Genomic DNA, 26166 nt, shown 5'->3' on the forward strand with positions numbered 1-26166 from the left:
ACGGTCTCGATCCAGAACTCGCCATCAACGGTTCCGTAGCCACGAGTGCTCACCCAGCAGCAGCCACCAACACCAAGTCTGACCCAAACTCACGACCAGACCCAGTAGCTCCCATTAGTAGTCGGCGAGCGGCAGCGAGTCGGCGTATCGAGATTTGGTGAGATGCTGTCAGGCGCCGGAGGTCTCGATACGCTCGCTCACTTCGTTCGCGGGCTACTCGACCAGCGGTTGGGGTGCGCGGGCTGTTCGCTGGTTGATCGAGTGGCCGGGACTTACCCGTTGGTCGAGTAGTCGGCGAGCGGCAGCGAGTCGGCGTATCGAGATTTGGTGAGATGCTGTCGGGCGCCGGGGGTCTCGATACGCTCGCTCACTTCGTTCGCGGGCTACTCGACCAGCGGTTGGGGTGCGGGCTGTTCGCTGGTTGATCGAGTGGCCGGGACTTACCCGTTGGTCGAGTAGTCGGCGAGCGGCAGCGAGTCGGCGTATCGAGATCTGGTGAGATGCTGTCAGGCGCAAGAGGTCTCGATACGCTCGCTCACTTCGTTCGCGGGCTACTCGACCAGCGGTTGGGGTGCGCGGGCTGTTGGCTCGTTGATCGAGTGGCCGGGACTTACCCGTTGATCGAGTAGTCGGCGACCGCCAGCGAGTCGGGGTATCGAGATTTGGTGAGATGCTGTCAGGCGCAAGAGGTCTCGATACGCTCGCTCACTTCGTTCGCGGGCTACTCGACCAGCGAATGCGGGTGTGCGCGGACGGCTGCACCCGCGGTTGGGGTGTGGTCTACGCAGCCAAGCGCAGCGAGAGATCGTTGCACACCTCGCACACTGTCTCGGGGATGATCCCGCGTCGCTGCAGGAACCCGAAGGCGACGCACCCGAGGCACAGGCCGAACACGAACTCCAGGGACGCCGCCACGATGAGCACGCCGGTTACGATCTGGGCCGCGACGCCGAGGCCGAGCAGCGACAGCACCAACGCGCTGCCGCTGAACACGAGCCCGATGGTCTGGGCGAACCGCTTGGGCGGGCCGGGCACGAGTTTGGTCTTGCGCCAGATCTTCGGTGCGATGAACCGCACCGACAGCTGGCCGAACGGAGAGAACCGAGGACCTGCCATCACCCGCAGCAGAAAGCCGAGTGCGAGCAGGGCGTAGGGCACCGGGTGGTCGACCACGATCGCCACCACGGCGAGCGCGATCACCAGACCCGCGGTCGAACGGGCCGCGTAGTCGTTGACCGGATTGGGAAACGTCAGCGCCGACGGCAACGTTGGGGACACCGAAAACCTCCTGAAGAACAGCTCTGCCGAAGGTAGACAACGTCGCGACCCCGGGCAATGATTCCGCTCACGCCGGTTCGGATTCCGCATCGAACCCCGAGATCGCGGCGAGTACGTCGTCGCCGTACTGCTCGAGTTTGGCGTCGCCGATGCCCGATACCGATCGCAACTGCGTCGTCGACGCCGGCCGCAGCGCCGCCAGTTCACGCAGGGTGGCGTCGTTGAACACCACATACGGCGGCACACCGCGCCGCGATGCCTCGGCCTTGCGCCACGCACGCAGGTGTTCGAACAAACCGCGGTCGGCGTCGGGCAGGTCGGGTGCTGAGCGTGATCCGCGGGTGCTGCGCCCGCCGGCCGGTCGCGCCGGATCGGTCCGCAACATCACGGTGGTTTCGCCGCGCAACACGGGCCCGCTCTTGTCGGTGAGGGTCAGCACCCCGTAGTCGCCCTGAGGTGCGATGATCCCCGAGGCCACCAGCTGACGGATCACGCTGCGCCAGGCGGCGGCGTCGAGGTCGGTGCCGATGCCGTAGGTGGTCAGCCGCGTGTGTCCGCGCTCTCGGATGCGGGCGGTGTCGGCGCCGCGCAGGATGTCGATGAGGTGGCCGGCGCCGTAGGGCGGATCGCCCAGATCCCGCTGCAGCCGCACCATCGTCGAGAGCAATTTCTGCGCCGGCACGGTGCCGTCGAAGGTCTTCGGTGGGGTCAGGCACGTGTCGCAATTGCCGCATGCCTGTGCGTCCTGCCCGAAATACCTCAGGAGTTGAGCGCGTCGGCAGTCCACGGTCTCGCACAGCGCGAGCATCGCGTCGAGGTGCTGCTGTTGGACCCGCCGGTGATTCGCGTCGCCGTCGGACTGGTCGATGAGTCGACGCTGCTGCATGACATCGGCCAACCCGTAGGTCATCCACGCCACCGACGGCAGACCGTCGCGCCCGGCTCGACCGGTCTCCTGGTAATAGCCCTCCACGCTCTTGGGTAGATCGATGTGGGCGACGAACCGCACGTCGGGTTTGTCGATACCCATGCCGAAGGCGATGGTCGCGACCACGACGACGCCGTCGGCGCGCAGGAATCGCTCCAGGGTGTCGTGGCGGACTTCGCGATCGAGGCCGGCGTGATACGGCATCGCGTCGACGCCGTTGGCCGCCAGGAACGCCGCCGTCTTCTCCACCGAGGCGCGGCTCAGTGCGTAGACGATCCCGGTGGCCGGTTGCCCGTCGACGTGGCCGTCGGTGCGGATGAAGTCGAGAAGTTGTTTGCGGGGTTCAGATTTGGTGACGATGCGGTAGGTGATGTTGGGACGGTCGAAATCGGCGACAAAGTGCCGGGCGTCAGCGAGGTGCAGGCGTTCGGTGATTTCGGCGTGCGTGCGGCGGGTGGCGGTCGCGGTCAACGCGATGCGCGGGACATCCGGCCACAGTTCGGCGAGCTCGCCGAGTGCGAGGTAATCCGGCCGGAAGTCGTGTCCCCATTGCGAGACGCAGTGGGCCTCGTCGATCGCGAACAGCGAGATCCGACCGCTCTGCAACAAGGCCCGGCAGCCTGCGGTGTTGAGGCGTTCCGGTGCGACATAGAGCATGTCGAGTTCACCGCTGCGAAAAGCCGATTCGACCTCGGCGCGCTGTTCGGAAGTCTGCGTTGAGTTCAGATACGCCGCGTGCACCCCGAGTTCGCGCAGCGCGGCGACCTGATCGGACATCAACGCGATCAGCGGTGAGACGACGACCCCGCAGCCCTCCCGGACCAGTGCGGGCACCTGGTAGCAGAGACTCTTGCCGCCGCCGGTGGGCATCAGGACAACTGCATCTCCGCCGGAGACCACATGATCGACGATCTGTTCCTGATCACCGCGGAACGACTCGTAACCGAAGGTCGATGCCAGTACGTGCCACATGTCTGCCACAGGGCACCACGTTACTGGCGGGAGCCGACCGAACCGGCCGGCCGGTCCTCAGGGCGCCTGCCCCGGGATCTCCCCGAGATCGACCGGCTCTTCCGGGACCGCCTCGGCGCTGCCGAGCTCGGCTTCGTTGATCTCGCCGAGATCCACCGGATTACCGGGTAGGACGTCCTCGCCGGATTCGAACGATTCGAGGTCGGCCGCGGGTTTGGCCTCTCCGGGTGCAACGCCCTCGGGATCGCCGACGCCGGGGTCGGTGGCTTCGATTTGGGCCTGTTCGAGCTCGACCTCTTCGAGAACGACGGGCCCGTCGCCGATGTCGTTGTGTTCCTCGACGTCGATGATGTCGCGCTCTTCGTCGTCGCGGGCCCGACGCGCCGCGTCGCGCATCTCGAAGCCGTCGGTGACGAGATCGCCGATCTCGCGGGCGACATCGGCGACAGCGCCGGTGATGATGGTGGCGATCCGGCCGACGTGCGTGGCCGTCGACTCCACGAGTTCCTGGACGAGGTCCTTGTTGCGTTCGATGCTGTCGACCATGCTCAGTATTCTGCCACCGGGACCGGCAGACCGTGCCTCACGCAACAGCCGACGGCGAGCGCTCCACGGTCACCACCAGGTCGTTGTCGTCGCGGGTCAGGAAGTTCGGTAGCGAGAGTTTGGCGATCTTTTTCCAGGTCGAGGCCAACTGGTGGCTCAGCGAACCCGTGTTGTACGGCAGACCGTAACGTTCGCAGATCTCGCGAACCTCTCCGGAGATCTCCGGATACCGGCTGGCGGGGATGTCGGGGAACAGGTGATGCTCGATCTGATGCGAAAGGTTGCCACTCATGATGTGGAACAGCGGGCTGCCGGTGATGTTCGCCGAGCCCAGCATCTGTCGCAGGTACCACTGGCCGCGCGTCTCGTCGGCGCACTCCTCGGCCGTGAAGGTCTGGGCGCCGCTGGGGAAGTGGCCGCAGAAGATGATCGAGAAGGTCCACAGGTTGCGAACGAGGTTGGCTGAGGCGTTACCCAGCAGCGTGGTCACGAACAGGGGGCCGGTGAGGGCGGGGAACACCACGTAGTCCTTGAGGACCTGTCGACCGGCCTTGCGCCACATACCCTTGACGAGACCTTTGACGTCATACCATTTGCGTTTGCCGGCGACGATGTTCTCGACCTCCAGGTCATGGAGCATCACGCCCCATTCGAACAGCAGCATCAGCGCGGTCGCATAGCCAAGGTTACCGAGGTAGTAGGGATTCCATTTCTGGTCGCGATCCATCCGCAGAATGCCGTAGCCGATGTCGCGGTCCTCGCCGATGATGTTGGTGAAGGTGTGGTGCATGTAGTTGTGGCTGTGGCGCCATTGGTCGGCCGGGCACACGGTGTCCCATTCGAATTCGCGTGAGTTGTAGGTGTCCTCACGCATCCAGTCGTACTGGCCGTGCATGACGTTGTGGCCGATCTCCATGTTGTCGAGGATCTTCGACACCGACAGTGCGCCGACCGCGGCCACCCACGCGGGCGGGAAGAAGCCGAGATACATCAGTGCGCGACCGGCGATCTCGAAGCCACGCTGGGCGCGGATGACCGAGTAGAGGTATTCGCGATCCTTCTCGCCGAGGTCGGCGACGACCCGTGCCTTGAGTTCGTCGAGTTCGCGGCCCAGTGCCTCCACTTGCTCGTAGCTGAGCACGATGTGTTTGGGGTCGTCGACGGTGGTGGGCTCGTCCGGGACGGGTGCGTCGATACCGACCAGGGCGGTGTCGGTGGTGGGGTGGTCGATGATGGTCATGTCAAACCTCGATTTCCACGTCGCCGACGGGCGCATTGATACAGAGTTGGATCTGCGTGTCGGCTTCGCTGTCGGTGTCTCCGGTCAGCACGTTGCGGGTGCAACCGGATTTCTTGATCGCAGTGCAGGAGAAACAGATCCCCATCCGGCAGCCGGAGTCGGGCCGGAGCCCGGCCGATTCCGCCTGGTCGAGGATGGTGCGGCCGTCGTTGGTCGCCGATCTGCCGGATCGCAGGAAGGTCAGCTCGCCGTCGACGGGTGCGTCGGGGTCGACGGAGATCGGTACTGCCAGCGTGAACGCCTCGCGGTGCAGCGGTTGGGTCAGTCCGGCCGCGTCGTGATGGCGCTCGACGGCGTCCATCAGTGCGGCCGGTCCGCACACGAACAACTCGGCATCTGCGAAATGGTCGATGTCGTCGAGATGTGCGCCGGTGAAATGCTCGCCGTGGGCGTCGCGGGTGTAGTGCACCCGCAGGTCGACCCTCGGGTGGTTCGCGGCGATCGCGGCCAGGTCCGTCCGGTAGGCCACGTCATCCGGTGTGCGTGCGTAGTGCAGAAAGGTGATGGCTCCCTGGTGGCCCTCGGCTACGAGCGTTCGCATCATCGAGAGTACGGGTGTAATACCACTGCCGCCGCTGATGAAGACTGCCGAACGGGGGCGCTCGGCAGGTAGGACGAACTCGCCGGTCGCCGCCGACAGTCCGACGACCATGCCGACGTGCGCGTGGTCGAACAGGTGCCGCGAGACGAACCCGCCCTCGTGGGCGGTCACCGTCAACTCGAGATCCCCGCGGGGTGACGGAGCGTTCGCGGGGGAAAAGCACCGGGTGTGCCGGACGCCGTCGATAACGGTACTGAGCTGGACATACTGTCCGGGAAGGTGGCCGGTCCACTGGTGTGTGGGGCGAAGAGTGAGTCGGACGGCCCGGCTGGTCGGGCGGTCCACCGCGACGACCTTGGCACGGATGTCGCGCCAGGTCAGCATCGGATCGATCAGTTCGAGATAGCGGTCGACGGGATGTGGCGAGAGGGCGCTCTCGACAATGGTCCCGAGGACCGAGGGAAGGCGGATGCTCATGGGCTGGCTCCGTTCGTGTGCTCACTTGAGTGAACATATGTACACAAAACAGTGTGGCATGTTCGGCGCCGGTGTCGTCAAGGACTTTTGTTGTGACGGCTGTCACTGGGGCTGACGCGGTCTCCGGCGGCGGAGTCATCCCGCTCTAGACTCGGACCGTGACCAGGTCTCGACACACCGCGCGGCAGCGTCCGTCACGTGCTGTCGGCGAGCCGGATGGGCGGACTTCGGAGAGTCGGGCCGAGCGTAAGAGTCGTACCCGGCAGGGTCTGCTCGACGCGACGATGGAACTCGTCGCCGAGCGCAGCTTCGGCAGCATCAGTCTGCGCGAGGTGGCGCGGGGTGCAGGCATCGTGCCGACCGCGTTCTATCGGCATTTCGCCTCTATGGAGGATCTGGGCGTCACGCTGGTCGAGGATTCGATGCGGGTGTTGCGGCGCACGCTGCGCGAAGGGCGGCGCGATCTCGCCGCTCGGCAAGCTCTGCCGACGGCGCAGAACTCGCTGGCGATCCTGCTGCGCCACGTCCACGACAACGAGGCGCAGTTCCGGTTTCTGGTACGCGAGCAGCACGGCGGTATCGCCGAGATCCGTCGTGCCATCGACACCGAGTTGCGGTTGTTCTCCAAGGAACTCGCCATCGATCTGTCGCGGCTGCCCGACCTGGCGCAGTGGTCGCCGGAAGATCTGGAACTGGCCGCCGAACTCATCGTCACGATCATGCTGACCGCGGTCGCCGACCTCCTCGACAACGATTACCGCGGTCGAGAGGCCGAGCGCGATATCGTCGCCCGGACCGAGCGCCAGTTGGTCATGGTGTTCCTCGGCATGGGGCAGTGGCGAGTTCGTACGGATTAGTGTCGTATCGCCACGAGCGTGGCAGGTGAGCGGATTACTACAACTTCGTATCGAGCTGGGCATCGAGGGGTGATCCCGTTTAGTCTCCTGTTACTGATGTGACTAGGGAGACGCAAGTGACTCGTGTGAAGTTGATTGTCACGGTGACCGCCGTGACAATCGCCGGTTCGTTGCTCCTCGGATCGGCGACTGCTGCTGCCTCACCCGCGTGGTGGCCACCTCAACTCCCGCCGCTGCCGCCGCAGATCGCGAAGTTCCTCGAGCCGCCGGTGCCCACCGAGAAGAAGCTCATCAGCAGTTTCGCGAAGATGCAGAAGAGCATGCGCAGATCACAACCGGGCAAGGTGGGACTGGCGATCGTGGCGGTTGGTTCCGATCGCGTCATCACGATGGGTGACCTCACCACCGGCCGTGCGTGGTCGACCTTGAAAGTGCCGGTGTCGCTGGCCGCGCAGCGCCGGTACGGTGCGGCCGTGGCCGCAGAGGAAGACAAGGCGATCACGTTCTCCGACAATGACGCCGCCGGCGAGCTGTGGGGTGCGTTAGGGGGTGGCCAGAGTTCGGTCGACGCGGTGACCGCGGTACTGCGCGAAGGGCATGACACCCGCACGCAGGTCAGTTCGGAGGCGGATGACCCGCCGTCCTACCCCGGCTACACCCCGTGGGCGTTGGCCGACCAGGCACGTTTCGGGGCGCATCTGCCCTGTATGCCTGGTAGCGAGGATGTGATCCGGCTGATGAGCAACGTGGCGGCCAACCAGCAGTGGGGTGTGGCGACGATGGCGCCGAACAAGGGGGCGGTGACGGCGGTGAAGGGTGGCTGGGGACCGGCGACCTCCCGGTCGGCGGGGTACCTGGTCCGGCAGCTCGCGGTGATCACGACCACCCGCGGTGATGTCGCGGTCTCGATGGCGGCCATTCCGCGCAACGGCTCGTTCACCACGGGCACCCGGATGCTCAATCGGGTGGGGGACTGGCTGGAGCGCAACCTCCCACAACTGCCGACGGGACGATGCTGACTCGCGCACGCAAAAGGTGTCGACCAACGGCGGCTGCGTGACGGTCAGAGGTCGGGGCGTGCGTGGCGGCCACCCGGGCGTGGCGTCGCTGTCGGCGCAGGAGGCGGCGGGGGCGGCTCCGATCCCGGACCGGCCGGTGTGGCGCCGGCGGGGCGGGTCAGCGCGGCTGCGATGACCGTGGTGAGTGGAACCGACAACGCGATCGCGATGCCGCCCACGAACGAGCGGGCCAATTCCACCGCGATCGCATCGGTGGTGACCAGCGAGCCGAAGGGTTGTTGGGCCACCGAGAACAGCAGCAACAGGGGCAGCGCACTGCCCGCGTATGCGAACACCAGCGTGTACACCGTGCTGGCGATATGGTCGCGGCCCACCCGCATCGCCGCGCGGAAGGTCGCCAGCCGAGTGGGCTCACCGGCGGCAGCGAGTTCGAACGCTGCCGAGGCCTGGGTGATCGTGACGTCGTTGAGCACGCCGAGGGTGCCGATGATGAACCCGGCGAGCAGCAGCCCACTGATCGAGATACTGCTCTGATACACCTGCAGGTTGACAGTCTGATCCCCCGACAGACCGGTGATATGCATCGTCTCGATGGACAGCCAACTCAGCACGCCGGCGAGCACCAACGACATCAAGGTCCCCAACAGCGCCGAACTCGTTCGCAGGCTGATGCCGTGCGCGAGGTAGAGCACCACGAACAAGATGGCCGCCGACGACACCACCGCGACCGCCACCGGCGACTTCCCGTCCAGGATGGCCGGCAGGGTGAAGATGCCGAGGACCAGGAACGCGAAGACCAGCCCGATGATCGACCGGAGCCCGCGCCAGGCCGCGACGAGCACCACCGCACCGACGAACAGCAACGCCCAGATGATGGTCGGTATCGTGCGCTGATAGTCGAAAAAGGTATAGCGCGTGTTGCCATCCGGGCCCGGGACCACGCTGAGCCGGATCTTGTCCCCGACCGCAAGGGTGGGTTGTCCCGCCTGCGGCTGGTCGAGCTGGTCTGCCGACGGGGCGAGCGCACCGGGTTCGGATCCGGATTGCGCTCGGTTGGTGGGGATCTCCAGCAGCGTGTGTCGTCCCCGATCGTCGCCGTCGTCGAGCTGTACGGTCGCCGCGATACACGGCCCGGTCGGCGAGGCGCCGGGCAGCTGGAACTCGGCGCCGTCCTGCACGGTGCCGGTCAGCGGATTGAGGCAGTCCGCTCGTTGGGTGTCGACGACATGGGCGTCGACGGTCTGGATCGATCCACCGTCGGCGGAGCGGAATTGCATGGGAATGCTGTGCTCGCCGTCCGAGGGCCACAGCACGACGGCGCCGACCACCACACCCACGCCGATCACGCTGAGCGTGGCGATCACGAACCATCGTGCCAACGGCGACAGCACCGCGGGAATCTCCGACAGGTTGTGCGTATGACCGTGACCGTGTCCGCGACCTGGATGACTCACGTCGACACCTTAGCGGTGGGTCGTCGCCCGCGGCCCTCGCAGACGGCCATGCGGGCGTGAATCGAGGAGTAGAAGTGGAAGTATGCGCTCTACAGACATCTTGATCGACGGTTTCGGCCGCGTGTCGGAGAACGTCCACGCCGTCCTCGACGGCATCACCTCCGAACAGCTCGTCGAACGGGTGGCGCCTGAGGCGAACACGATCGCCTGGCTGATCTGGCACATCTCCCGGGTCCAAGACGCGCAGGTCGCCGACGTCGCCGTCGCCGACGAGGTGTGGACCTCGGCCGGCTTCTATGACCGATTCGCGCTGCCCTTCGACCGGTCGGCATCCGGCTACGGCCAATCCCCCGACGAGGTGGCTCAGGTCATCGTCGAGCCCGGGCTGCTCGCGGAATATCACGACGCCGCCCACGCCGCGACGGTCGGCTACCTGCGCACACTCTCCGATGACGATCTCGAACGGGTGATCGACGAGAACTGGGATCCGCCGGTGACCCTCGGCGTCCGTCTGGTCAGCGTTCTCGACGACGACGCCCAACACGTCGGGCAGGCCGCCTACATCCGAGGTCTGGTGGGCTGAGTCGACAACTGCCGGCAGCTGTCGAGATGGATGGGTGCCAGGGCATCTGGCCTGGACGAGGTATCGGCGAATCGGACGGGGTCTGCCGGATCAGGGCGTGAGAGGTCGGCAGGCCCGTGAGACGATCGGCGCATGACCGAGCCCTCCACGCCGCCCGAGTCGGTCAAATCGGCGGCAGAACCGACTGTCGACGACGACTCGGGAGCGTCAGGCGACTCGATGCTGACCGTGGTCATCGCGTTCGTGATGAACGTGCTCATCGCGATCGCCAAGACGATTGCGGCGGCCATCACCGGGTCGGCGTCGATGCTGGCAGAGTCCGCGCATTCGTGGGCCGACGCCGGCAACGAAGTGTTTCTGCTGATCGCCGAACGTCGCGGTTCGCGTGGCCGCGACGAACGCCATCCCTTCGGCTACGGGCGAGAGACCTACATCTGGTCGCTGTTCGCCGGCTTCGGACTGTTCGCCGTCGGCGCGGCGGTGTCGGTGATGCACGGCATCACGTCGTTGACCGAACCCGAGCCCGACGCCAACTATCTCATCGGCTACCTCGTCTTGGCGATATCGGCTGTACTGGAAGGTGTTTCGTTTGCGCAGTCGATTCGTCAGGCGCGGGTGGCGGGTGAGCGGTTCGCCATCCATCCGCTCCGCTTCCTCAACCGGACGTCCAACACGACCCTGCGGGCGGTGTTCTTCGAGGACGCCGCGGCGTTGACCGGGCTCGCGATCGCTGCGCTCGGTATGGCTTTGCATCAGATCACCGGGTCGGCGGTCTGGGATGCGATCGGGTCCATACTCGTCGGCACCCTGCTGGGCGTGATCGCGATCTTCCTGATCAAACGCAACAGCGAGTTCCTGCTGGGGCAGACGGCGATGCCGCGGACTCGATCGTCCATCCTCCGAAAGATGCTCGAGCATCCCGACATCGAGCGGATCACCTATCTGCACATCGAGTATGTGGGACCGATGCAGTACTACCTGGTTGCCGCCGTCGACATGGTCGGGGATCTCGCCGAGCACGAACTTGCCGAACGTTTGCGTCGAGTGGAGCGTGAGATCGAGGCGCACGAGCCGATCGTCGAGGCGGTACTGACCCTGTCCACCACGGCCGAACCATCGCTGATGCCGTGACATCGCCCGGCGCGTAGGTTGGCAACCGTGGACTTACGCATCTTCACCGAACCCCAGCAGGGTGCAACCTACGACGACCTCTTGCGTGTGGCGCGGGCGACCGAGGATCTGGGGTTCGACGCCTTCTTCCGTTCGGACCACTACCTGGCGATGAACGTCGAGGGCATGCCGGGACCGACCGATGCATGGCTGACGCTGGCCGGGCTCGCGCGCGAGACGTCGCGCATCCGGCTCGGAACGCTGGTCACCTCGGCGACCTTCCGGCTGCCCGGCCCGCTGGCCATCTCGGTTGCGCAGGTCGATCAGATGTCAGGCGGGCGAGTCGAACTGGGGCTCGGAGCCGGCTGGTTCGAGGCCGAACATGCCGCCTACGGCATTCCCTTCCCACCGCTGCGCGAACGCTTCGACCGGCTCGAGGAGTCGCTGGAGATCATCACCGGTCTGTGGGGCACCCCGGCGGGCCGTCGATTTGACCACCGGGGCAAACACTTCGCGCTGTCCGATTCGCCCGCCCTGCCCAAACCCGTGCAGCAACCCCGGCCGCCGATCATCATCGGCGGCGCCGGAAAGAAGCGCACCCCGGCGTTGGCCGCCCGCTTCGCCGACGAGTTCAACGTGGCGTTCGCACCCGTCGATACCGCTACCGAGCAGATCGGTCGGGTGCGGGCGGCATGCGCCACCGCCGGCCGTCGTCCCGAGACCATGACCTTCTCCGCTGCGCTCGTGCTGTGCTGTGGGCGGACCGACGCCGAATTGGCGCGCCGAGCCGAGGCGATCGGCCGGGAGGTGGACGAGCTGCGCGAGAACGGGGCGGCCGGCACCCCGGGCGAGGTCGTGGAGAAGATCCAACGGTACCGGGAGGCCGGTGTGGGCCGCATCTACCTGCAGACCCTTGACCTGAGCGACCTCGACCACCTGGCCGTGGTGGCGGCCGACGTCATGCCGCACCTCGGCTGATGTGTTGGCCCGGTCCCGTCACCTGGCCACTGTCGACTCCATCTGCCAGTAGAGGATCTCTGCGTCGTTCTGTGCCGTGAGCCGGATATCATCGTGGCCGGTGAACCGGATGGCATCGCCGGCCTCCAGGTTGATGTTGCCGGTGATATCAGCGACGGATACGTGTCCCACGGCCACGAACAGGTGTCCGAATGGCGCGCCCGGCAGGGTGATGGACACTGTGTCGGATACCGCGTCCCGCGGTCATCCGCTGGATTTCGCCGGGCCGGCCAGATCGAAATTGCCGGTGGCCGGAAAGGACTGTCGCGAATCGAGCCACTCGTTGCGCCAGTGGCTTCGCTCGTGGGCGCGGATTATCTGCGTTATCGGGCTCCCTTCTCGGAGAGGTGCGCAGACAGTCGCATCATGATGTCGAGCAGGACCGCACCGTCGTCCATGGACAGCGCGTCGAAGAAGAGCTTCTGCACGCAGCGCAAGTGATCTGTTGCGGCGGAATGGAAGGCGGCGGCTCCGGCTGCGGTGAGCACGGCATAGCTGCCGCGTCTGTCCTCGTCGGCCCGCTCGCGACACAGCCAGCCGCGTCGGACGAGCGTGTCGACCTGATACGACAAGCGCGAGGTGGAGAAGACAAGTCGGTCGGACAACTCGCGCATGCGTAGCCGGCGTTGCGGATCGTTGTACAGCAACATCAGCAGCTGATAGTCCGCCAGCGACATGTCCGCGGTGGTCTTGAGATCCTCGTCGAGGACGGTCTGCAGGCGGGCACTGGTCTCGATGAAGTTCTGCCAGGCCGCCGGGCGTGGATCGGCGCTCACCGGCTGGTGTGGGGCATCAACGCGTCCGGCGGGATGACGCCGAGACGGCCCGCCTGGAAGTCCTCGATGGCCTCCATCAGCTGCTGACGCGTGTTCATGACGAACGGCCCGTACTGGACCACCGGCTCGCGGATGGGGCGTCCACCGAGTATCAGCAGCTCCAGCGCCGGACGATTCGAGTCCTGGCCGGCGTCGGCGGTCGCGGTGATGCGGTCACCCGTGCCGAACACAGCGAGTTGGCCCTGCCGGATCGGGCGTGCCTCGGCGCCGACGGTACCGCGGCCGGAGAGCACGTACACCAGTGCGTTGAAATCGGGGCGCCACGGGATCGACAGCCGCGCACCGGGGGAGACGGTGGCGTGCGCGAACGTGATCGGGGTGTGGGTCGATCCCGGACCGGTGTGGCCGTCGACGTCGCCTGCAACAACACGGATCAAGGCGCCGCCGTCATCAGAACTGAGCAGTCCCACCTGGGCGCCCTCCAAATTCTGGTACTTGGGTGCCAGGAATTTGTCCGCCGCCGGCAGATTCACCCAGAGCTGGATGCCGTGGAACAGGCCGCCGGAGTCGACCAGTTCGGCCGGTGGCGTCTCGATGTGGAGGATGCCCGCACCTGCGGTCATCCACTGGGTGGCACCATTTTCGATGAGCCCGCCGCCACCGGTGGAATCCTGATGCTGGAACCGTCCGTCGATCATGTAGGTCACGGTCTCGAAGCCACGATGCGGATGCCACGAGGTTCCCTTCGGTTCGCCCGGCTCGTAGTCGACCTCGCCCATCTGGTCCATGTGGACGAACGGGTCGAGGTCGGCCGACGAGACACCGGCGAACGCACGGACGACGGGGAACCCCTCACCTTCGTAGCCGCGGGGACCGGTGGTGACCGACTTCACCGGGCGTTCGACCTCGTCGGGGGCGGCGGTGCGCACACGGGGCAGGGTGAGGGTATCGGCGGTGACAGCAGGCATGTCCAGCTCCTTCCAGGTAGCTCAAATCTGAGCTATATCGTGCTCAACCCGGCCGTGTCGAGACTTATTCCAGGCGAATGCCCTGACGGGTTCATAACGTCTCGCCGCAGACGGTCGAGCGTGAATAATCGAGGCCATGGCCGACAAGGGACTGGGATATCGGGACATCGGGGGCAGGGGCGCCGACACGCGCGGACCCGAACGCCAGCGGTTCAAGAAGCTCGCGCAGGCGGCGTTGAACGCGGACATGACCGTCGATCAGGTCGAGGGGATTCTCGCCGACCTCGGGGAGACGCTCGTCGACATGAACAAGACCATCAGCGGTCTCGACGGGGCCATCGACACGATGGACGACACGCTGTCCAAGCTGTCGGTGACGCTTGATCAGGTCGACAGCACGGTGGCGTCGATGGGAGACATCGTCGCGCGGTTGGAACAGGTGGTCACCAGGGTGGAGGCGCTCGTAAGTATCGGCGAGGCCGCGCTGCGGCCGTTGGGCGCGATCGAGTCGGCGGGCCGCAGCGTCGCGTCGAGGCTCGGCATCGGAAGCTGAGACGGGAGTGGATATGCAGCGCGCGGAACACAATTTTGTCGGCGGCCATGGCGAGACGATCACCTACGACGTCATCGACCCGATCGATCAGCCGCGGGCGGTGGTCGTCATCGCGCACGGCCTCGGCGAACACGGTCGCCGCTACACCCACGTCGTTGATCGACTGGTGGCTGCGGGCAACCGGACCGTGGTGCCCGACCATCTGGGTCACGGTCGCTCGGGCGGCAAACGTCTGCGACTGCGGCGCTTTGCCGACTTCACCGACGATCTCGACCGCGTGATAGGCGAGACCGCCGTCGCGGACCGGCCGACCTTTCTGGTCGGGCACAGCATGGGTGGGTGTATCGCGCTGGACTATGCGCTCGACCACCAGGATCAACTGGCCGGGCTCGTGCTGTCCGGCGCGGCCGTGGTGCCGGGCGACGACATGTCGCCCATCGCGATGAAGCTGGCGCCGGTGCTCGCCCGGGTGGCCCCGGGGCTGCCCACCACGGCACTCGACGCGAGCGCCATTTCGCGTGATCCGCAGGTGGTCGCCGACTACAACGCCGATCCGCTGGTCATCCGCAGCAAGATCCCGGCCGACCTCGGGGCCGCGATGCTCACCACCATGCAGTCCTTTCCACGCCGACTACCGCGACTGCAGCTGCCTCTGCTGGTCATGCACGGCGGTGACGACGTGCTGACCAGCCCGGCGGGCAGCGAACTGGTCGATCGCCTCGCCGGGTCGTCGGACAAGACGTTGACCATCTATGACGGCCTGTATCACGAGATCTTCAACGAACCCGAGCGCGACCGGGTGATCACCGACGTTGTCGACTGGCTGGTGGCGCACACCCCGGCCTGAGCGTCATCTCAGTCCGGATCAGGGCACCGGCGTCGTCGTCGGGATCGATGATTGTGCCGGGATCGGGACCGACGGGGTAGTACTCGGCGGGACCGTCGACTCACCGGTGTCGGCACCGGACTCGGAAGTCGGCGACTCCGTACTCGGCGTGGACGCGCTGGGCTGGGTGTCGTCGGCGGCCGAGGATGTCGACGACACCCCGGGCTCGGTGGCCGACGCCGACGTCGAATCGGTCGATGTGCTCGATGCCGCGGACTGTGCCGACGTGCTCGGGTCGGCCGATAGGTCGACGGTGTCGAGCACCGGCGTGGACTCAGCGGCGAGCAGGGCGGCCTGGGTGGCCTTGGTGGAACCCTCGGGGTCGGGGGTACCGGAGGCGTCGACCACCTGCACCTTCTCGGTGACCGGCGGGTTGTTGCGCAGCGCCTCGAGAACGTGGTCCTTGCCGTCGGCGAGACCGCGACCCCAGTTCTCCCAGGTGTGGCCCCCGTAGTTGGGCAGCGAGATCACCGATGCGCCGCTCTGTGCGGCCTGTAGTTGCATGAGGACCGTCGACACCGCGGAGAGCATCTCGAGGGCCATCGCACTGATCTGATCCTGCTGGGACAGTTTGGCCATCTCGCTCGAGGTGAGGAATCCGTTGCCGGACGAGATGATCAGCACCTGCCCGTTCTCGTTGAGTTTGTTGACGTTCTTCGACGGATCGTTGTCGGTCCACCGCTGACTACCGGGCGCGCCCCACATGTTGACGATGCCGTTGGTGTAGTTCGACACGATTGTCTGGCTGGCGAACACGCCGAGCGCACCGATCGGGTTGTCGGTCTGGTAGTAACCCGACATCGCCTGCACGACCTTGAACTGGTCCGGATGACGCTCGGCGAGTGTCACCGCGGGGCCACCCGACATGGACAGGCCGACGATCGCGTTGTTGTTCTTGCTGACGCCGAAGTTCTCGGCGAGGTAGTCGGGGAGCTCCTCGGTGAGGAAGGTCTCCTGCGCGATGGTGGTGTTCTCCGCGCCGGCACCGCCTTCCCAATCGGTGTAGAACGACGACGCTCCGCCGACCGGCATCACCAGGGTGGTGTCGGTGTTGCCGTCGTATACCTGGGCGGCCTGCACATCGTTGGTCCACGCGGAGCGATCCTCTTGCGCGCGCATGCCGTCGAGCAGGTAGATACCCTGGTCGCTGCCGTTGGAGGCTCGGATCTGGACGGTGACGAACTTGTTCTGCGACTCCGACCAGACCTTGCAGTTCTGCACGTAATTGCCCGAAGAATCCCAGGTGCAGCCCTCACGTAACACCTCGGGATGTCCCGCCATGGCTGATGCCGTGTTGCCACCGGAGAACAGCGATCCCACGCCGAACAGGCCCAGGCTCAGCACCACCACGGCGGACAGGCCCGCGACCCGACGTCGGATACTGCGCCGGGGCGCCGGGGCAGTGGCGTCGGGCGCCATCCGCCACCCGTCGGCGATCATGGACGAATCCGGCTGTTCCGGTTGGCTGGGCATGTGACTCCTGACATCTACGACTTCCCCCGATGCACGACGACTCACCTCGCGGCGGTCCTGGCGTGCGCTGCCCGGTCTGTCGTTGCCGGGCAGGCGGGCGTTACCGATCGTTGCATGCCCGTCGACTGCGCATCTGCTGCGAGGCAGCGACCACCGGGCGGGCAGCGGCAAGCGTTTCGCGATTGACCAGCGCACGCCTGTGCCAGGCGGGACACTGGGAGCGGCCGTACCCTTCGGGCGGCCGTGCCCCGGTGGCGCCGGACCGGACGTCGTCGTGGGCGATCGCAACGACAGTGGGGATCCAGATGTCCGCCGAGCAGACTGCACCAACTCGCCCCGCACCCGTGGACATGGCGCACCACGCGCATCTGTCCGGTGTCTTCGCGCCGCAACGCCAAGAGGTCGACGTCAGCGATCTTTCGGTGTCCGGCGAGATCCCCGACGACCTGCAGGGCAGTTATCTGCGCAACGGACCCAATCCTCGGTTCGATCCGATCGGCTCCTACGTCTATCCGCTCGACGGCGACGCGATGGTGCACCGACTCGACATCGGCGACGGCGCCGCGCACTATCGCAACCGTTTCGTCCGCACACCGATGGTGGTGGCCGAGGAGAAGGCCGACCATGCCATCTGGTCGGGCCTGACCGACGGATACACGCCGCCCGCCTCCGAGGTGGGGCCAGAGCTCGCCGGGACGTTCCGTCAGCTGCCCGACATCAACGTCGTCGAACACGGTGGCCGGCTGCTCGCGATGGCCGAATCCGATCAGCCCTACCGGCTCGACCCGGCCGATCTGGCCACCATCGCGCGCGACGACTGTGACGGCGCGATGGCGGTCGGCAGTACCGCGCACCCGAAACTCGACCCCGAGACCGGTGAGCTGGTGCTGTTCAACTACGTACTGGAGGCGCCGTACCTCACGTGGGCGGTGATCGGCCGCGACGGTCAGACACTCCGACCGCCGACACCGGTGGACGGTGTGGACCGACCCCTGATGATCCATGACATGGCCTTGACGTCGCGCTACATCGTGCTGTTCCTGTGCCCGTTGGTCTTCGACATCGAGGCGCTGCTCAGTGGTGGCGGGTTGCTGCAGTGGCGACCGGACTCCGGTACCCGCATCGCGCTGATCCCGCGGGACGGTTCCGCGATCGGTTGGATCGACGCCGAGCCGATGTGGGTATGGCACTTCGCGAATGGGTTCGACACGCCGGGCGCGGACACGGTGACCGTCGACTACGTCGAGTGGACCTACCCGGGTGGCTTCGCCGACATGCCGACTCCGGCGACCTCCGCTCTGGTTCGGGCGGTACTCGATCCGGCCCGCGGCACCATCGTCCGGACCACCATGGGCGCCAGTGTGAACGTCGAGTTCCCACGAGTCGACGACCGGATGCTCACCCGGTCACATGCGCAGGTGGCGACGGTCGGCAAGAGTGACGGCGATTCCGGCGACCTCGACAGCCTTTGGTTTCACGACCTCTCCTCCGGCAGCGAGTCCTGTTGGCGCCCAGGGGTGGCGATCGGCGAGCCCATCTATCTGCCCGGGACCGAGCACGACTACTGGGGCGCGTTCGGCACCGATCCGGCAGACATGTCGTCGCACTTCTACATCCTGCCCGCCGACGATCCGGCCGCCGGTCCGCTCGCGACCGTGCACATGCCGATCAGGGTGCCGGCCGGGCTGCACGGGGCGTGGCTGCCCGGAACGTGACGCCGAGACGACCCGAGACGCACGACGACCGCCCTCGCAGGTGACACGAGAACGGTCGTCGGGAGAGGAGAGCCCGGGTCGTGAGAGGCGGACCCGAGCAGGTGCGTCAGGCGTCGTAGCCGAGTAGCGACTTCACCTCGAGGAACTCGTCGAAGGCGTAGTCGCCCCACTCACGGCCGTTGCCGCTCTGCTTGTAGCCGCCGAACGGCGCCACCGGATCGAGTTGTGCGCCGTTGAGTGAGATGGAACCGGCGCGGATGCGTGAGCCCACCTTGCGTACCTCGTCGACGTCCTTGCCGGACACATAGCCGGCCAGTCCGTACTCGGTGTCGTTGGCGATCTCGATCGCATTGTCGAGCGAGTCGTAGCCGATCATCACCAGCACCGGGCCGAAGATCTCGGTGCGTGCGATCTCCATGTCGTTGGTGACCTCGGAGAACACGGTGGGGCGGACGTAGTAGCCGGTGGGCAGGTCGTCGGGGCGTCCCGGCCCGCCGAACACCACCTTGGCACCCTCGGCTACACCGCGGTCGATGAGTCCCTGGATCTTGGTGAACTGCGGCTCGGACACCACCGGACCCAACCGGACGTCACCGCTCGGGTCGCCGACGGTGAGGGTGGCCTCGACCGACTTCGCCGCCTCCTCGGCCTCGGCCATCCGGGACGAGGGGACCAGCATTCGGGTGGGTGCGTTGCAGGACTGGCCGGAGTTCATCATCATCGCTGCGACACCGCCGGCAACGTTGGCGGCGAAATCTTCGTCGTCGAGGATGATGTTCGGGCTCTTGCCGCCGAGTTCCTGGGCCACGCGCTTGACGGTCGGTGCGGCGTTCTTGGCCACCTCGATGCCGGCGCGGGTGCTACCGGTGAACGAGACCATGTCGATCCCCGGGTGCGCGGCCAGTGCGGTGCCGACGCCCGGGCCGTCGCCGTTGACAAGGTTGAACACGCCGGCGGGAACGCCTGCGGCATCGAAGATCTCGGCGACGATCGCGGCACTGAACGGGGCCACCTCTGACGGCTTGAGCACCATGGTGCAGCCGGTCGCGAGCGCCGGGGCCACCTTGCACATGACCTGGTTGAGCGGCCAGTTCCACGGGGTGATGAAGCCGCACACGCCAATCGGCTCCTTGACGATCCGCGAGGTCCCGCGATCCTCACTGAAGCTGAAGGTGGGTAGCTGGGCGGCCGCGGTCATCAAATGCGCCAGTCCGATCGGTACCTGGACGTTGTTGGCCAGGCCGCTGGGCGCGCCCATCTCCTCGGTGACTGCCGCGGCGAGATCGGGCATCCGCTTCTGGTACTCGGCGACGACGGCGTTGAGGATGGTGACCCGTTCGTCCACCGACGTTTGGCTCCAGGTCACAAACGCCTTGCGGGCGGCGTCGACGGCCTTGTCGACGTCGGCGGCGGTGCCCAGGGCGACGTGGCCGGCGGCCTTCTCGGTGGCCGGATTGATCACGTCGATGAGGTTGAGCTCGGCGGGCTCGGCCCATGAACCGTCGATGTAGAACCTGGTGATCTCGCGCATGTAGTACCTCCGACTCGACACGTGTTGTCTCCACCACACTATGCCGCCTCCGGGTATCGCCGACAAGGCTTCCGGGAAACGGTGGTTGTCAGATATATCCGTCTCTGATTGAGACGGCGACGAGGTGGTGGACAGGGCTGGGATCATTACAGTGGGAGCATGATCTTCATCGTGGCAAAGTGGCCCATCAAGCCCGAATTCGCCGATCAATGGCCTGATCTCGTACAGAGTTTTACCGAGGCCACCCGCGCCGAGCCGGGCAATAGGTTCTTCGAGTGGGCGCGCAGTCTCGACGATCCGAACACCTACGTGCTCACCGAGGCGTTCGACGATGACGCCGCCGAGGCGCATGTGAACAGCTCGCACTTCCAGGTCGCGACGACCGAGTTGCCGAAGTATCTGCAGCGCACGCCCGACATCATCAACGTCACGCTCGATCAGGACGGCTGGTCGGAGCTGGGGGAGATGTCGGTGGACTGATCCCGTCTGCCGCCGATACGGCGCGGAGGTCACAAGCGGGGACGGTGGCGCCCCACAATTGGTGGTTGTGGGCACACAAGGTCGGGCCCTCTGCCGGAGGACGCGCGATTCCTCGACAGTGGAGCCATGACCGCCACGCTCGAGCGCACCGGAGTTGTCCGTCGTCGTCTCCTTCCCGATCTCGACCATCCGCGTCAGGTGTTCGAGCACCTGACGCCGAACTGGTTCGCTGCGGTGATGGGCACCGGGATCGTCGCGAACGCGGCGATCGTGCTGCCGGTGCAGTCGGCGATCATCACCGCGTTCGCGACCGCGATCTGGCTGCTCGCGTCGGTGCTGCTCGTCGCGATCAGCGCCGCGTTCGCCGTGCATTGGCGTCGCCACGGCGAGACCGCGCGCCGGTATGCCACCGACCCGGTGATGTCGCAGTTCTACGGTGCGTTGCCGATGGCTCTGCTCACCGTCGGCGCGGGCACCCTGCATCTCGGTGAGCCGATCCTGGGCGGCGCGGTCGCACTGTCGATCAGTGGCGTGCTGTGGGCAGCCGGCACCGCAATCGGCGTGGCGACCGCGGTCTGGGTGCCGTTCGCGATGATGACCGCCGAGCAGAACTCCGAACACGCGGCCCTGCCCGCCTGGCTGATGCCGGTGGTGCCCCCGATGGTGTCGGCGTCCACGGGCGCCGCACTGGTGGCCTACGTTCCGGCTGGACAGCTGCGACTGACGATGCTGGCCGGCTGTTATGCACTGTTCGGCATGAGTTTGATCCTCGGATTGATGACCATGACGTTGATCTATGCCCGACTGCTCCGCGGTGGGGTGCCGGTGTCGCGGTCGGCCCCGACGATCTGGATCACGCTCGGCATGGTCGGCCAGTCGATCACCGCCGCCAACCTCCTCGCAGTCCAGTCGCATCTGGTGTTCACCGGTGAGCACGCACCGATCGCGGTCGGGCTGACCGTGTTCGGCATCGTTTACGGGTTGGTGATGGGTGGCTTCGGCATCGCCATGTTCACACTCGCCGTGGCCGTCACCGTACGAACTGTGCGCCGCGGGCTGCCGTTTGCGCTGACCTGGTGGAGCTTCACCTTTCCCGTCGGCACCTGTGTGACGGGCCTGTGCGCGTTGGGGTTCGCCCTGGACTCCACGCCGATTCGCGATCTGGGTGCCGCGCTCTACGTCGTTCTGCTCGCGGCCTGGGTGACCGTGGCCGCCCGGACCGTACGGGGTGCGATAGGTGGGCGCGTCTTCTTGCCTGCGTGACGCTGCGTCGCGAGCCGGTCAGACGCGTCGGCGCAGGCGCAGGGCACGGGCGAGCGACGCCACTGCGGCGGCGGCCGCCAGGACGACCAGCGGGGCGACGACACCGGTCGAGGGCCGAATGCTGGTGAGTAGCACCGGCAATCCGAACCCCAGGTAGCAGGCGACATAGAACATCCCGGTCACCGCACCCCGGTGCTCCGACGGTGTCATCGTCTCGACATCCATCAGTCCGTCGCGCAGACACAGACCGTAGGCAAGACCCAACACGATCGCGGTGATCACGAACAGAGCCATACTCGGGTGCGCGCCTCCCGCGGCTGCGAGCAGGAAGCCTGCGGCTGCCAGCGCTGCCCCTACGACCCCGGCCGACGGGCCGCTGTGCAGTCGGCGCACCACGAACTGGATGATCACTCCCGACCCCAGACTCAACGCGGCCGCCAGGCCGGGCACCCACGCGCCGTCGTAGCGGTCGGCGATGCGCTCGGCCATCACCACGACGGCGACGGTCACCGACGAGAACACCCACAGCGCCATCGGCACCGACCAGGACAACGCGGCACCCACAGATCGTCGCCCTGGATCGTCGACGGATGCGCCGTGCGCGGTGGGTGCCGGGGTCGCGGGCGTGAGTGCCACTGCCGCCGCGGCCACGGCGATCGACGCGATCCCGGACACCGCGAACGGCATCTCGAGTCGATGCGGGACGAACTCGGCGAGCAGACCGGTGATGACGGGGCCGAGGGCGAAGCCGGTGGTCAGGATGGCCCCTGCCAGCGTCGCTCCGGATCGGCCGCGCAGGTCCGCAGCCCAGGCGGTGCCGGCGCTGATGGTGAGTCCGGCCCCGAGCCCGACGACGAGGCGACCGACGAGCACTCCGGCCTCCTCGTGCCAGACGATCATCATCAGATTTCCGATCCCGGCCAGGACCGCGCCGGTCAACACCACCGGCCGCCGGCCGGTCCGATCCGACAGCGTGCCGCCGCCGAACAGGCCCGGCAGCAGCCCGAGTGCGTAGATGCCGAACGCGCCGGTGAGCACAGTTGAGGACAATCCCTTGTCGACCCGCAGGACCGGGATCATCGACGCGAAGTGATTGGCGCCCCATCCAGTGGTGAACAGCACCAGCAGAACCGCGGGGAGGGCAAAGCGTCGTGTGCCGATCTCGTCGATGTTCATCGGGCGAGATTCTGCCGCGTTATACCTGGATTCAACCAATCGCAGCGAAAGGTGAGCGTCGACCATGACCGCACAGCACGAGTTTCATCCCGACCTGGCGCGTTCGGCACGTGTGTTGCCGCGCGGGCTCGCCGGCCCGCGAAGCCTGCGGATCGTCCGCTTCCTACAGGGCTCGCTCGCCCGGCTGCAGCGCGATCGCGGTGTCGAGGTGAGGTCACTGCCCTCCGGCGGCGGGGTGCGCATCTTCCGGCCTACCGGTGGGCGTGCGGTGGCGCCGGCCCTGGTGTGGATCCACGGCGGTGGATTCGTGCTCGGCGAGGCCCGGCAGGACGACGACCTGTGCCGGCGATTGTGCGCCGAAATCGGCGCCGTCGTGATCTCGGTGGACTATCGATTGGCGCCCGAAAATCCGTTCCCGGCGGCACTCGACGACTGCCACGAGGCCCTGCAGCTCGCCTACGAGACCGATGGTGTGGATGCGTCCCGGGTGGCGATCGGCGGCGCGAGTGCCGGCGGTGGTTTGGCCGCCCAGGTGGCGTTGCGGGTCAAAGAACGTCGCGAGAGCGCACCGGTCCTGCAGCTGCTGGCCTACCCGATGCTCGACGACCGCACCGGCGCCGCCGGACCGTCGCCGATCGAGAACCGATTCAGGATGTGGAACAGCAGTTCCAACCGGTTCGGGTGGGGGGCTTACCTGGGCGGCGCCGCGCCCGAGATCGTCGCGCCGGCTCGTCGCGACGATCTCACCGGACTTGCACCGGCGTGGATCGGCGTCGGCGAACTCGACCTCTTCCATGATGAAGATGTGGCCTACGCGAAGCGCCTACGCGAGTCCGGGGTGGACTGCGCGCTGGAGGTGATCCCCGGCGCCTATCACGCCTTCGACCTGATCCAGACGAACGCGCCGGTGTCCAAGGAGTTCTTCCGGATGCAGACGGCGGCGCTCCGCGCGGCATTCGCCGCATCGGCGTGAGGTGCACCGGCCCGGGGCGACCCGACTAGCCGATACTGCTCGCGATCGCGATCACCAGGCCGGCGAGGGTGAGCACCAGCACCACGGTCGCGGCGATCACCGCACGACGTCGGCGCCCGGTGGTCACGGCGTTGATGCCGACGCCGATGCCGATCAGGATCGCCGCAGCATAGACGGCGATGCCGAGGGTGAGCCCGGCGGCATTCGCGTCCGCCATCGCCAGCGGTGTCTCTGTCAGGGCGGGGAACGTGGTCATCGCACGAGTACATCACGCGGGTGGTGCGGTGCTCGGGTGCTGCCCGGGCTTCACACCTGTGCGATCAACCACCGCGCGATGTCGGTGGCCGCACCCGGCTCGGTTGCCACGCCGGCGTGGCCGACCGGATGCTCGACGTAGGTCACCGACATTCCGTTGTGGCGGTAGGTGTCGACCAATCGCGTGACGAGAGGCTGCGGTGCCACCGTGTCGGTGAATCCGGCATCCACGCGAACCGGAATCTGCGCGGGGATATGCAGATTCCGCACGTCGTTGCGCTCGAGTATCTCCACCAGCTTCGCCTTCATCTGCGCGCCCGCGGGGCCGAGTAGCTGGGTCGGTGCGAGTCCGCCGAAGGAGCCGGGCTCGGTGAGTTCGGCATAGCATCGATCCTCGATGTGGGGCAGCAGCACGGTCGCGGATCGACTGAGACCACCGCGCGTCATCAGGTCGGCGAAATCCGGATCCGCTGCTGCCGCGCCACTGCCCAACAGCGCGGCCAGGCCGACCAGTTCATTGATCGCGGGGCCCGCCAGCGGTACGCCGGACAATGCGTCGAGGATTGCGGCCACCTCCGTCGGTGGGGCCAGTGCGGCGACGGCACGAAGCCGTAACCCATTCCACTGTGCCGCCTCGCGGGCGCCGGCCGACAACGCGGCGACCGCGCCCTCCGAGTGGCCGGCGACCACCACGTCGTGGCTGATCCGGGAGTCGTACCGAGAGACCGCGACCGCTGCGTCGATGGTCGAACGCGCCAATGATCCCGCGATGAGGTACGGATGCGGTCCGGAACCACCGATACCCTCGAAATCCGGGCGCACCACCGCGAATCCGGCGTCGAGCAGATGGGCGATGACCCGATCACCGGAGGTCATCCGAGGCAGCTCCGGATGCGTGGTGGTCGCGGTAGACGGGGCGCAGTGATCCGCGCCGCCGACGGTCATGTGATTCCACACCGCCAGTGGCCATCCGGAGTCCGGGGCCGGTGCGCTCGGCAGCGTGAGGGTGCCGGTCATCTCGGTGCGCACGCCGCGCACCGAGGTGGAGGTGTATCGGATGCGTGAGGTGGTGCTCGCGCCGTCGACGACCATCGGGCCGTCGGCGATCACCTCCGCGGCGACAACGGTGGGTACCGCCTGCGTGGGCGCCGCCTGTGTCGGCGCGGCGGCGGCCCAGGCCACCATGATCGATGCACCGCCGGCGACCATGCGGCACAACGTCGTCCGAATTGCCACGATCACCCCCGTGTCCCCACCCGGTTCCGGACCGGCAGGGTCTGCGTCGCAGACGCTACACCGGCGGCGGGCCGTTGTCCGCGCGATTCAACCGGATGGGGGAATCGATCTCAGCTACGGAGACGGCGTACCAGGATGAACACGATCGCGCCGAGAACCAACGCACCGACGAGCGGCGCCGCGCGCTTGGCCACCGAGCCGCCGGCGTACTGCATGAGGTCAAGCGCCTCTGCCTCGGCGTGCGGCTCGGTGGACGGCTGGACCGGGGTGGTGGCTGCGGCAGCCCCGGCGCCCTCGGATTCAGCCGGCTGCCCGCCTGACGGTGGTGTGGCTGCCGGTTGCGCGGCCGGCGCCGGTTCACCGAGTTTCTTCGACAGGCAGGACGAGAACTGGTCGATGATCTTGCCGCCGACATCCGACAGCATGCCCCGACCGAACTGGGCAGGTTTGCCGGTGATGGCCAGGTCGGTGACAACGGTCCCGGTGGTCTGGTCGCCCTCATCCTTCAGCGTCATCGTGACCGATGCCTTGGCGGTGCCCTGGCCGCGGGATTCCTTGGCGTTGCCCTCGATCACCGCGCGGTGGGCACTCTCGTCTTTCTCGACGAAGGTCCCGGTGCCTTTGTACACCAGGGCAACCGGGCCGATCTTCACTTTGATCTGGCCGGTGAAGCTGTCCCCATCGACCCCGGTCAGGCTGGCACCGGGCATGCACCCGGTGACCCTCTCGGGATCGATCAGGGCATTCCAGACGTCGTCGATCGGTGCGTCGACGGAGAAGGCGTGTTCAAGCTGCATGG

26 protein-coding genes and 1 pseudogene are annotated in these 26166 nt (G+C 66.7%); 11 read left to right on the forward strand and 16 right to left on the reverse strand.

Annotated features, from left to right (window positions below; translation table 11 throughout):
* Positions 1 to 780: 780 nt before the first annotated feature.
* The 5 genes from L1892_RS10825 to L1892_RS10845 all read right to left on the reverse strand — a co-directional run bounded on the left by L1892_RS10825 (position 781) and on the right by L1892_RS10845 (position 6042).
* Entirely contained in the window at positions 781 to 1278 is a 498-nt protein-coding gene (locus tag L1892_RS10825) for a DUF4395 domain-containing protein (protein ID WP_235723604.1), read from the reverse strand.
* 67 nt (positions 1279 to 1345) lie between these two features.
* Positions 1346 to 3178, reverse strand: coding sequence for a DNA helicase RecQ (recQ, locus tag L1892_RS10830; protein WP_235723744.1), 1833 nt, complete (start codon positions 3176 to 3178; stop codon positions 1346 to 1348).
* Positions 3179 to 3235: 57 nt separating this feature from the next.
* Positions 3236 to 3724, reverse strand: a complete 489-nt coding sequence (locus tag L1892_RS10835; RefSeq protein WP_235723605.1) for a hypothetical protein — start codon at positions 3722 to 3724, stop codon at positions 3236 to 3238.
* Between the two features lie 37 nt (positions 3725 to 3761).
* Positions 3762 to 4964 (reverse strand): fatty acid desaturase family protein, encoded by a 1203-nt coding sequence (locus L1892_RS10840; protein WP_235723606.1) that lies wholly within the window; start codon positions 4962 to 4964, stop codon positions 3762 to 3764.
* A gap of 1 nt (position 4965) precedes the next feature.
* Positions 4966 to 6042 carry a ferredoxin reductase gene (locus L1892_RS10845; protein ID WP_235723607.1) on the reverse strand — a complete coding sequence of 359 codons (1077 nt, stop codon included), beginning with the start codon at positions 6040 to 6042 and terminating at the stop codon, positions 4966 to 4968.
* A 158-nt stretch (positions 6043 to 6200) separates the two neighbouring features.
* Between L1892_RS10845 and L1892_RS10850 the strand changes: the two genes are divergently transcribed.
* Together L1892_RS10850 and L1892_RS10855 are read left to right on the forward strand one after the other, a co-directional pair.
* Positions 6201 to 6899 carry a TetR family transcriptional regulator gene (locus L1892_RS10850; RefSeq protein ID WP_372474997.1) on the forward strand — a complete coding sequence of 233 codons (699 nt, stop codon included), beginning with the start codon at positions 6201 to 6203 and terminating at the stop codon, positions 6897 to 6899.
* Positions 6900 to 7057: 158 nt separating this feature from the next.
* Positions 7058 to 7918 carry a serine hydrolase gene (locus tag L1892_RS10855; protein WP_372475003.1) on the forward strand — a complete coding sequence of 287 codons (861 nt, stop codon included), beginning with the start codon at positions 7058 to 7060 and terminating at the stop codon, positions 7916 to 7918.
* A gap of 44 nt (positions 7919 to 7962) precedes the next feature.
* Here the strand turns inward: L1892_RS10855 and L1892_RS10860 are convergent, their stop codons facing one another.
* A complete protein-coding gene (locus L1892_RS10860) occupies positions 7963 to 9372 on the reverse strand; it encodes a YibE/F family protein (protein WP_235723609.1) in 1410 nt (469 codons plus the stop codon).
* Positions 9373 to 9454: 82 nt separating this feature from the next.
* Between L1892_RS10860 and L1892_RS10865 the strand changes: the two genes are divergently transcribed.
* The 3 genes from L1892_RS10865 to L1892_RS10875 all read left to right on the forward strand — a co-directional run bounded on the left by L1892_RS10865 (position 9455) and on the right by L1892_RS10875 (position 12043).
* The gene (locus L1892_RS10865; RefSeq protein WP_235723610.1) at positions 9455 to 9955 is read left to right on the forward strand and encodes a mycothiol transferase; all 501 of its coding nucleotides are present in this window, start codon (positions 9455 to 9457) and stop codon (positions 9953 to 9955) included.
* A gap of 132 nt (positions 9956 to 10087) precedes the next feature.
* Positions 10088 to 11086, forward strand: a complete 999-nt coding sequence (locus L1892_RS10870; RefSeq protein WP_372474998.1) for a cation diffusion facilitator family transporter — start codon at positions 10088 to 10090, stop codon at positions 11084 to 11086.
* A 27-nt stretch (positions 11087 to 11113) separates the two neighbouring features.
* Positions 11114 to 12043, forward strand: a complete 930-nt coding sequence (locus L1892_RS10875; protein ID WP_235723611.1) for an LLM class F420-dependent oxidoreductase — start codon at positions 11114 to 11116, stop codon at positions 12041 to 12043.
* 18 nt (positions 12044 to 12061) lie between these two features.
* Here L1892_RS10875 and L1892_RS24880 read toward each other — a convergent pair whose 3' ends face one another.
* The 4 genes and pseudogenes from L1892_RS24880 to L1892_RS10890 form a co-directional block, all read right to left on the reverse strand.
* Complete coding sequence (locus tag L1892_RS24880; protein WP_308191699.1) at positions 12062 to 12262, reverse strand: pirin family protein; 201 nt, start codon at positions 12260 to 12262, stop codon at positions 12062 to 12064.
* 39 nt (positions 12263 to 12301) lie between these two features.
* Positions 12302 to 12409, reverse strand: a pseudogene (locus L1892_RS25015) (pirin family protein); the annotation flags it as partial.
* On the reverse strand, positions 12406 to 12858 hold the full coding sequence (locus L1892_RS10885; RefSeq protein WP_235723612.1) for a MarR family winged helix-turn-helix transcriptional regulator: 453 nt from the start codon (positions 12856 to 12858) through the stop codon (positions 12406 to 12408). The gene L1892_RS10885 and the pseudogene L1892_RS25015, both read right to left, overlap by 4 nt.
* Positions 12855 to 13826, reverse strand: coding sequence for a pirin family protein (locus L1892_RS10890; protein WP_235723613.1), 972 nt, complete (start codon positions 13824 to 13826; stop codon positions 12855 to 12857). Before L1892_RS10890 ends, L1892_RS10885 begins: the two co-directional genes overlap by 4 nt.
* Positions 13827 to 13962: 136 nt before the next feature.
* Here L1892_RS10890 and L1892_RS10895 point away from each other — a divergent pair, with 136 nt between their 5' ends.
* Together L1892_RS10895 and L1892_RS10900 are read left to right on the forward strand one after the other, a co-directional pair.
* Positions 13963 to 14379: a hypothetical protein gene (locus L1892_RS10895; protein WP_235723614.1), complete on the forward strand. Its 417-nt coding sequence runs from the start codon at positions 13963 to 13965 to the stop codon at positions 14377 to 14379.
* A gap of 13 nt (positions 14380 to 14392) precedes the next feature.
* Positions 14393 to 15226 carry an alpha/beta hydrolase gene (locus L1892_RS10900; RefSeq protein ID WP_235723615.1) on the forward strand — a complete coding sequence of 278 codons (834 nt, stop codon included), beginning with the start codon at positions 14393 to 14395 and terminating at the stop codon, positions 15224 to 15226.
* An 18-nt stretch (positions 15227 to 15244) separates the two neighbouring features.
* Here L1892_RS10900 and L1892_RS10905 read toward each other — a convergent pair whose 3' ends face one another.
* A complete protein-coding gene (locus tag L1892_RS10905) occupies positions 15245 to 16738 on the reverse strand; it encodes an alpha/beta hydrolase (protein ID WP_372474999.1) in 1494 nt (497 codons plus the stop codon).
* A gap of 305 nt (positions 16739 to 17043) precedes the next feature.
* Between L1892_RS10905 and L1892_RS10910 the strand changes: the two genes are divergently transcribed.
* The gene (locus L1892_RS10910; protein WP_235723616.1) at positions 17044 to 18453 is read left to right on the forward strand and encodes a carotenoid oxygenase family protein; all 1410 of its coding nucleotides are present in this window, start codon (positions 17044 to 17046) and stop codon (positions 18451 to 18453) included.
* Positions 18454 to 18559: 106 nt separating this feature from the next.
* Here L1892_RS10910 and L1892_RS10915 read toward each other — a convergent pair whose 3' ends face one another.
* Positions 18560 to 19984 (reverse strand): aldehyde dehydrogenase family protein, encoded by a 1425-nt coding sequence (locus L1892_RS10915; RefSeq protein WP_235723748.1) that lies wholly within the window; start codon positions 19982 to 19984, stop codon positions 18560 to 18562.
* A 159-nt stretch (positions 19985 to 20143) separates the two neighbouring features.
* Here L1892_RS10915 and L1892_RS10920 point away from each other — a divergent pair, with 159 nt between their 5' ends.
* Positions 20144 to 20464: a putative quinol monooxygenase gene (locus tag L1892_RS10920; RefSeq protein WP_235723617.1), complete on the forward strand. Its 321-nt coding sequence runs from the start codon at positions 20144 to 20146 to the stop codon at positions 20462 to 20464.
* A gap of 126 nt (positions 20465 to 20590) precedes the next feature.
* A complete protein-coding gene (locus L1892_RS10925) occupies positions 20591 to 21727 on the forward strand; it encodes a TDT family transporter (RefSeq protein ID WP_235723618.1) in 1137 nt (378 codons plus the stop codon).
* 18 nt (positions 21728 to 21745) lie between these two features.
* On the opposite strand, the gene L1892_RS10930 is transcribed toward L1892_RS10925, so the two are convergent.
* On the reverse strand, positions 21746 to 22903 hold the full coding sequence (locus tag L1892_RS10930; RefSeq protein WP_235723619.1) for an MFS transporter: 1158 nt from the start codon (positions 22901 to 22903) through the stop codon (positions 21746 to 21748).
* 64 nt (positions 22904 to 22967) lie between these two features.
* Between L1892_RS10930 and L1892_RS10935 the strand changes: the two genes are divergently transcribed.
* A complete protein-coding gene (locus tag L1892_RS10935) occupies positions 22968 to 23876 on the forward strand; it encodes an alpha/beta hydrolase (protein WP_235723620.1) in 909 nt (302 codons plus the stop codon).
* A gap of 25 nt (positions 23877 to 23901) precedes the next feature.
* Here the strand turns inward: L1892_RS10935 and L1892_RS10940 are convergent, their stop codons facing one another.
* The 3 genes from L1892_RS10940 to L1892_RS10950 form a co-directional block, all read right to left on the reverse strand.
* Positions 23902 to 24132, reverse strand: coding sequence for a hypothetical protein (locus L1892_RS10940; protein ID WP_235723621.1), 231 nt, complete (start codon positions 24130 to 24132; stop codon positions 23902 to 23904).
* 50 nt (positions 24133 to 24182) lie between these two features.
* Positions 24183 to 25367: an alpha/beta hydrolase gene (locus L1892_RS10945; protein WP_235723622.1), complete on the reverse strand. Its 1185-nt coding sequence runs from the start codon at positions 25365 to 25367 to the stop codon at positions 24183 to 24185.
* Positions 25368 to 25477: 110 nt separating this feature from the next.
* Positions 25478 to 26164 carry an SRPBCC family protein gene (locus tag L1892_RS10950; protein ID WP_235723623.1) on the reverse strand — a complete coding sequence of 229 codons (687 nt, stop codon included), beginning with the start codon at positions 26162 to 26164 and terminating at the stop codon, positions 25478 to 25480.
* Positions 26165 to 26166: the final 2 nt, after the last annotated feature.

The sequence above is a fragment of the Gordonia tangerina genome (genome assembly GCF_021556435.1).
GTDB classification, from domain to species: domain Bacteria; phylum Actinomycetota; class Actinomycetes; order Mycobacteriales; family Mycobacteriaceae; genus Gordonia; species Gordonia tangerina.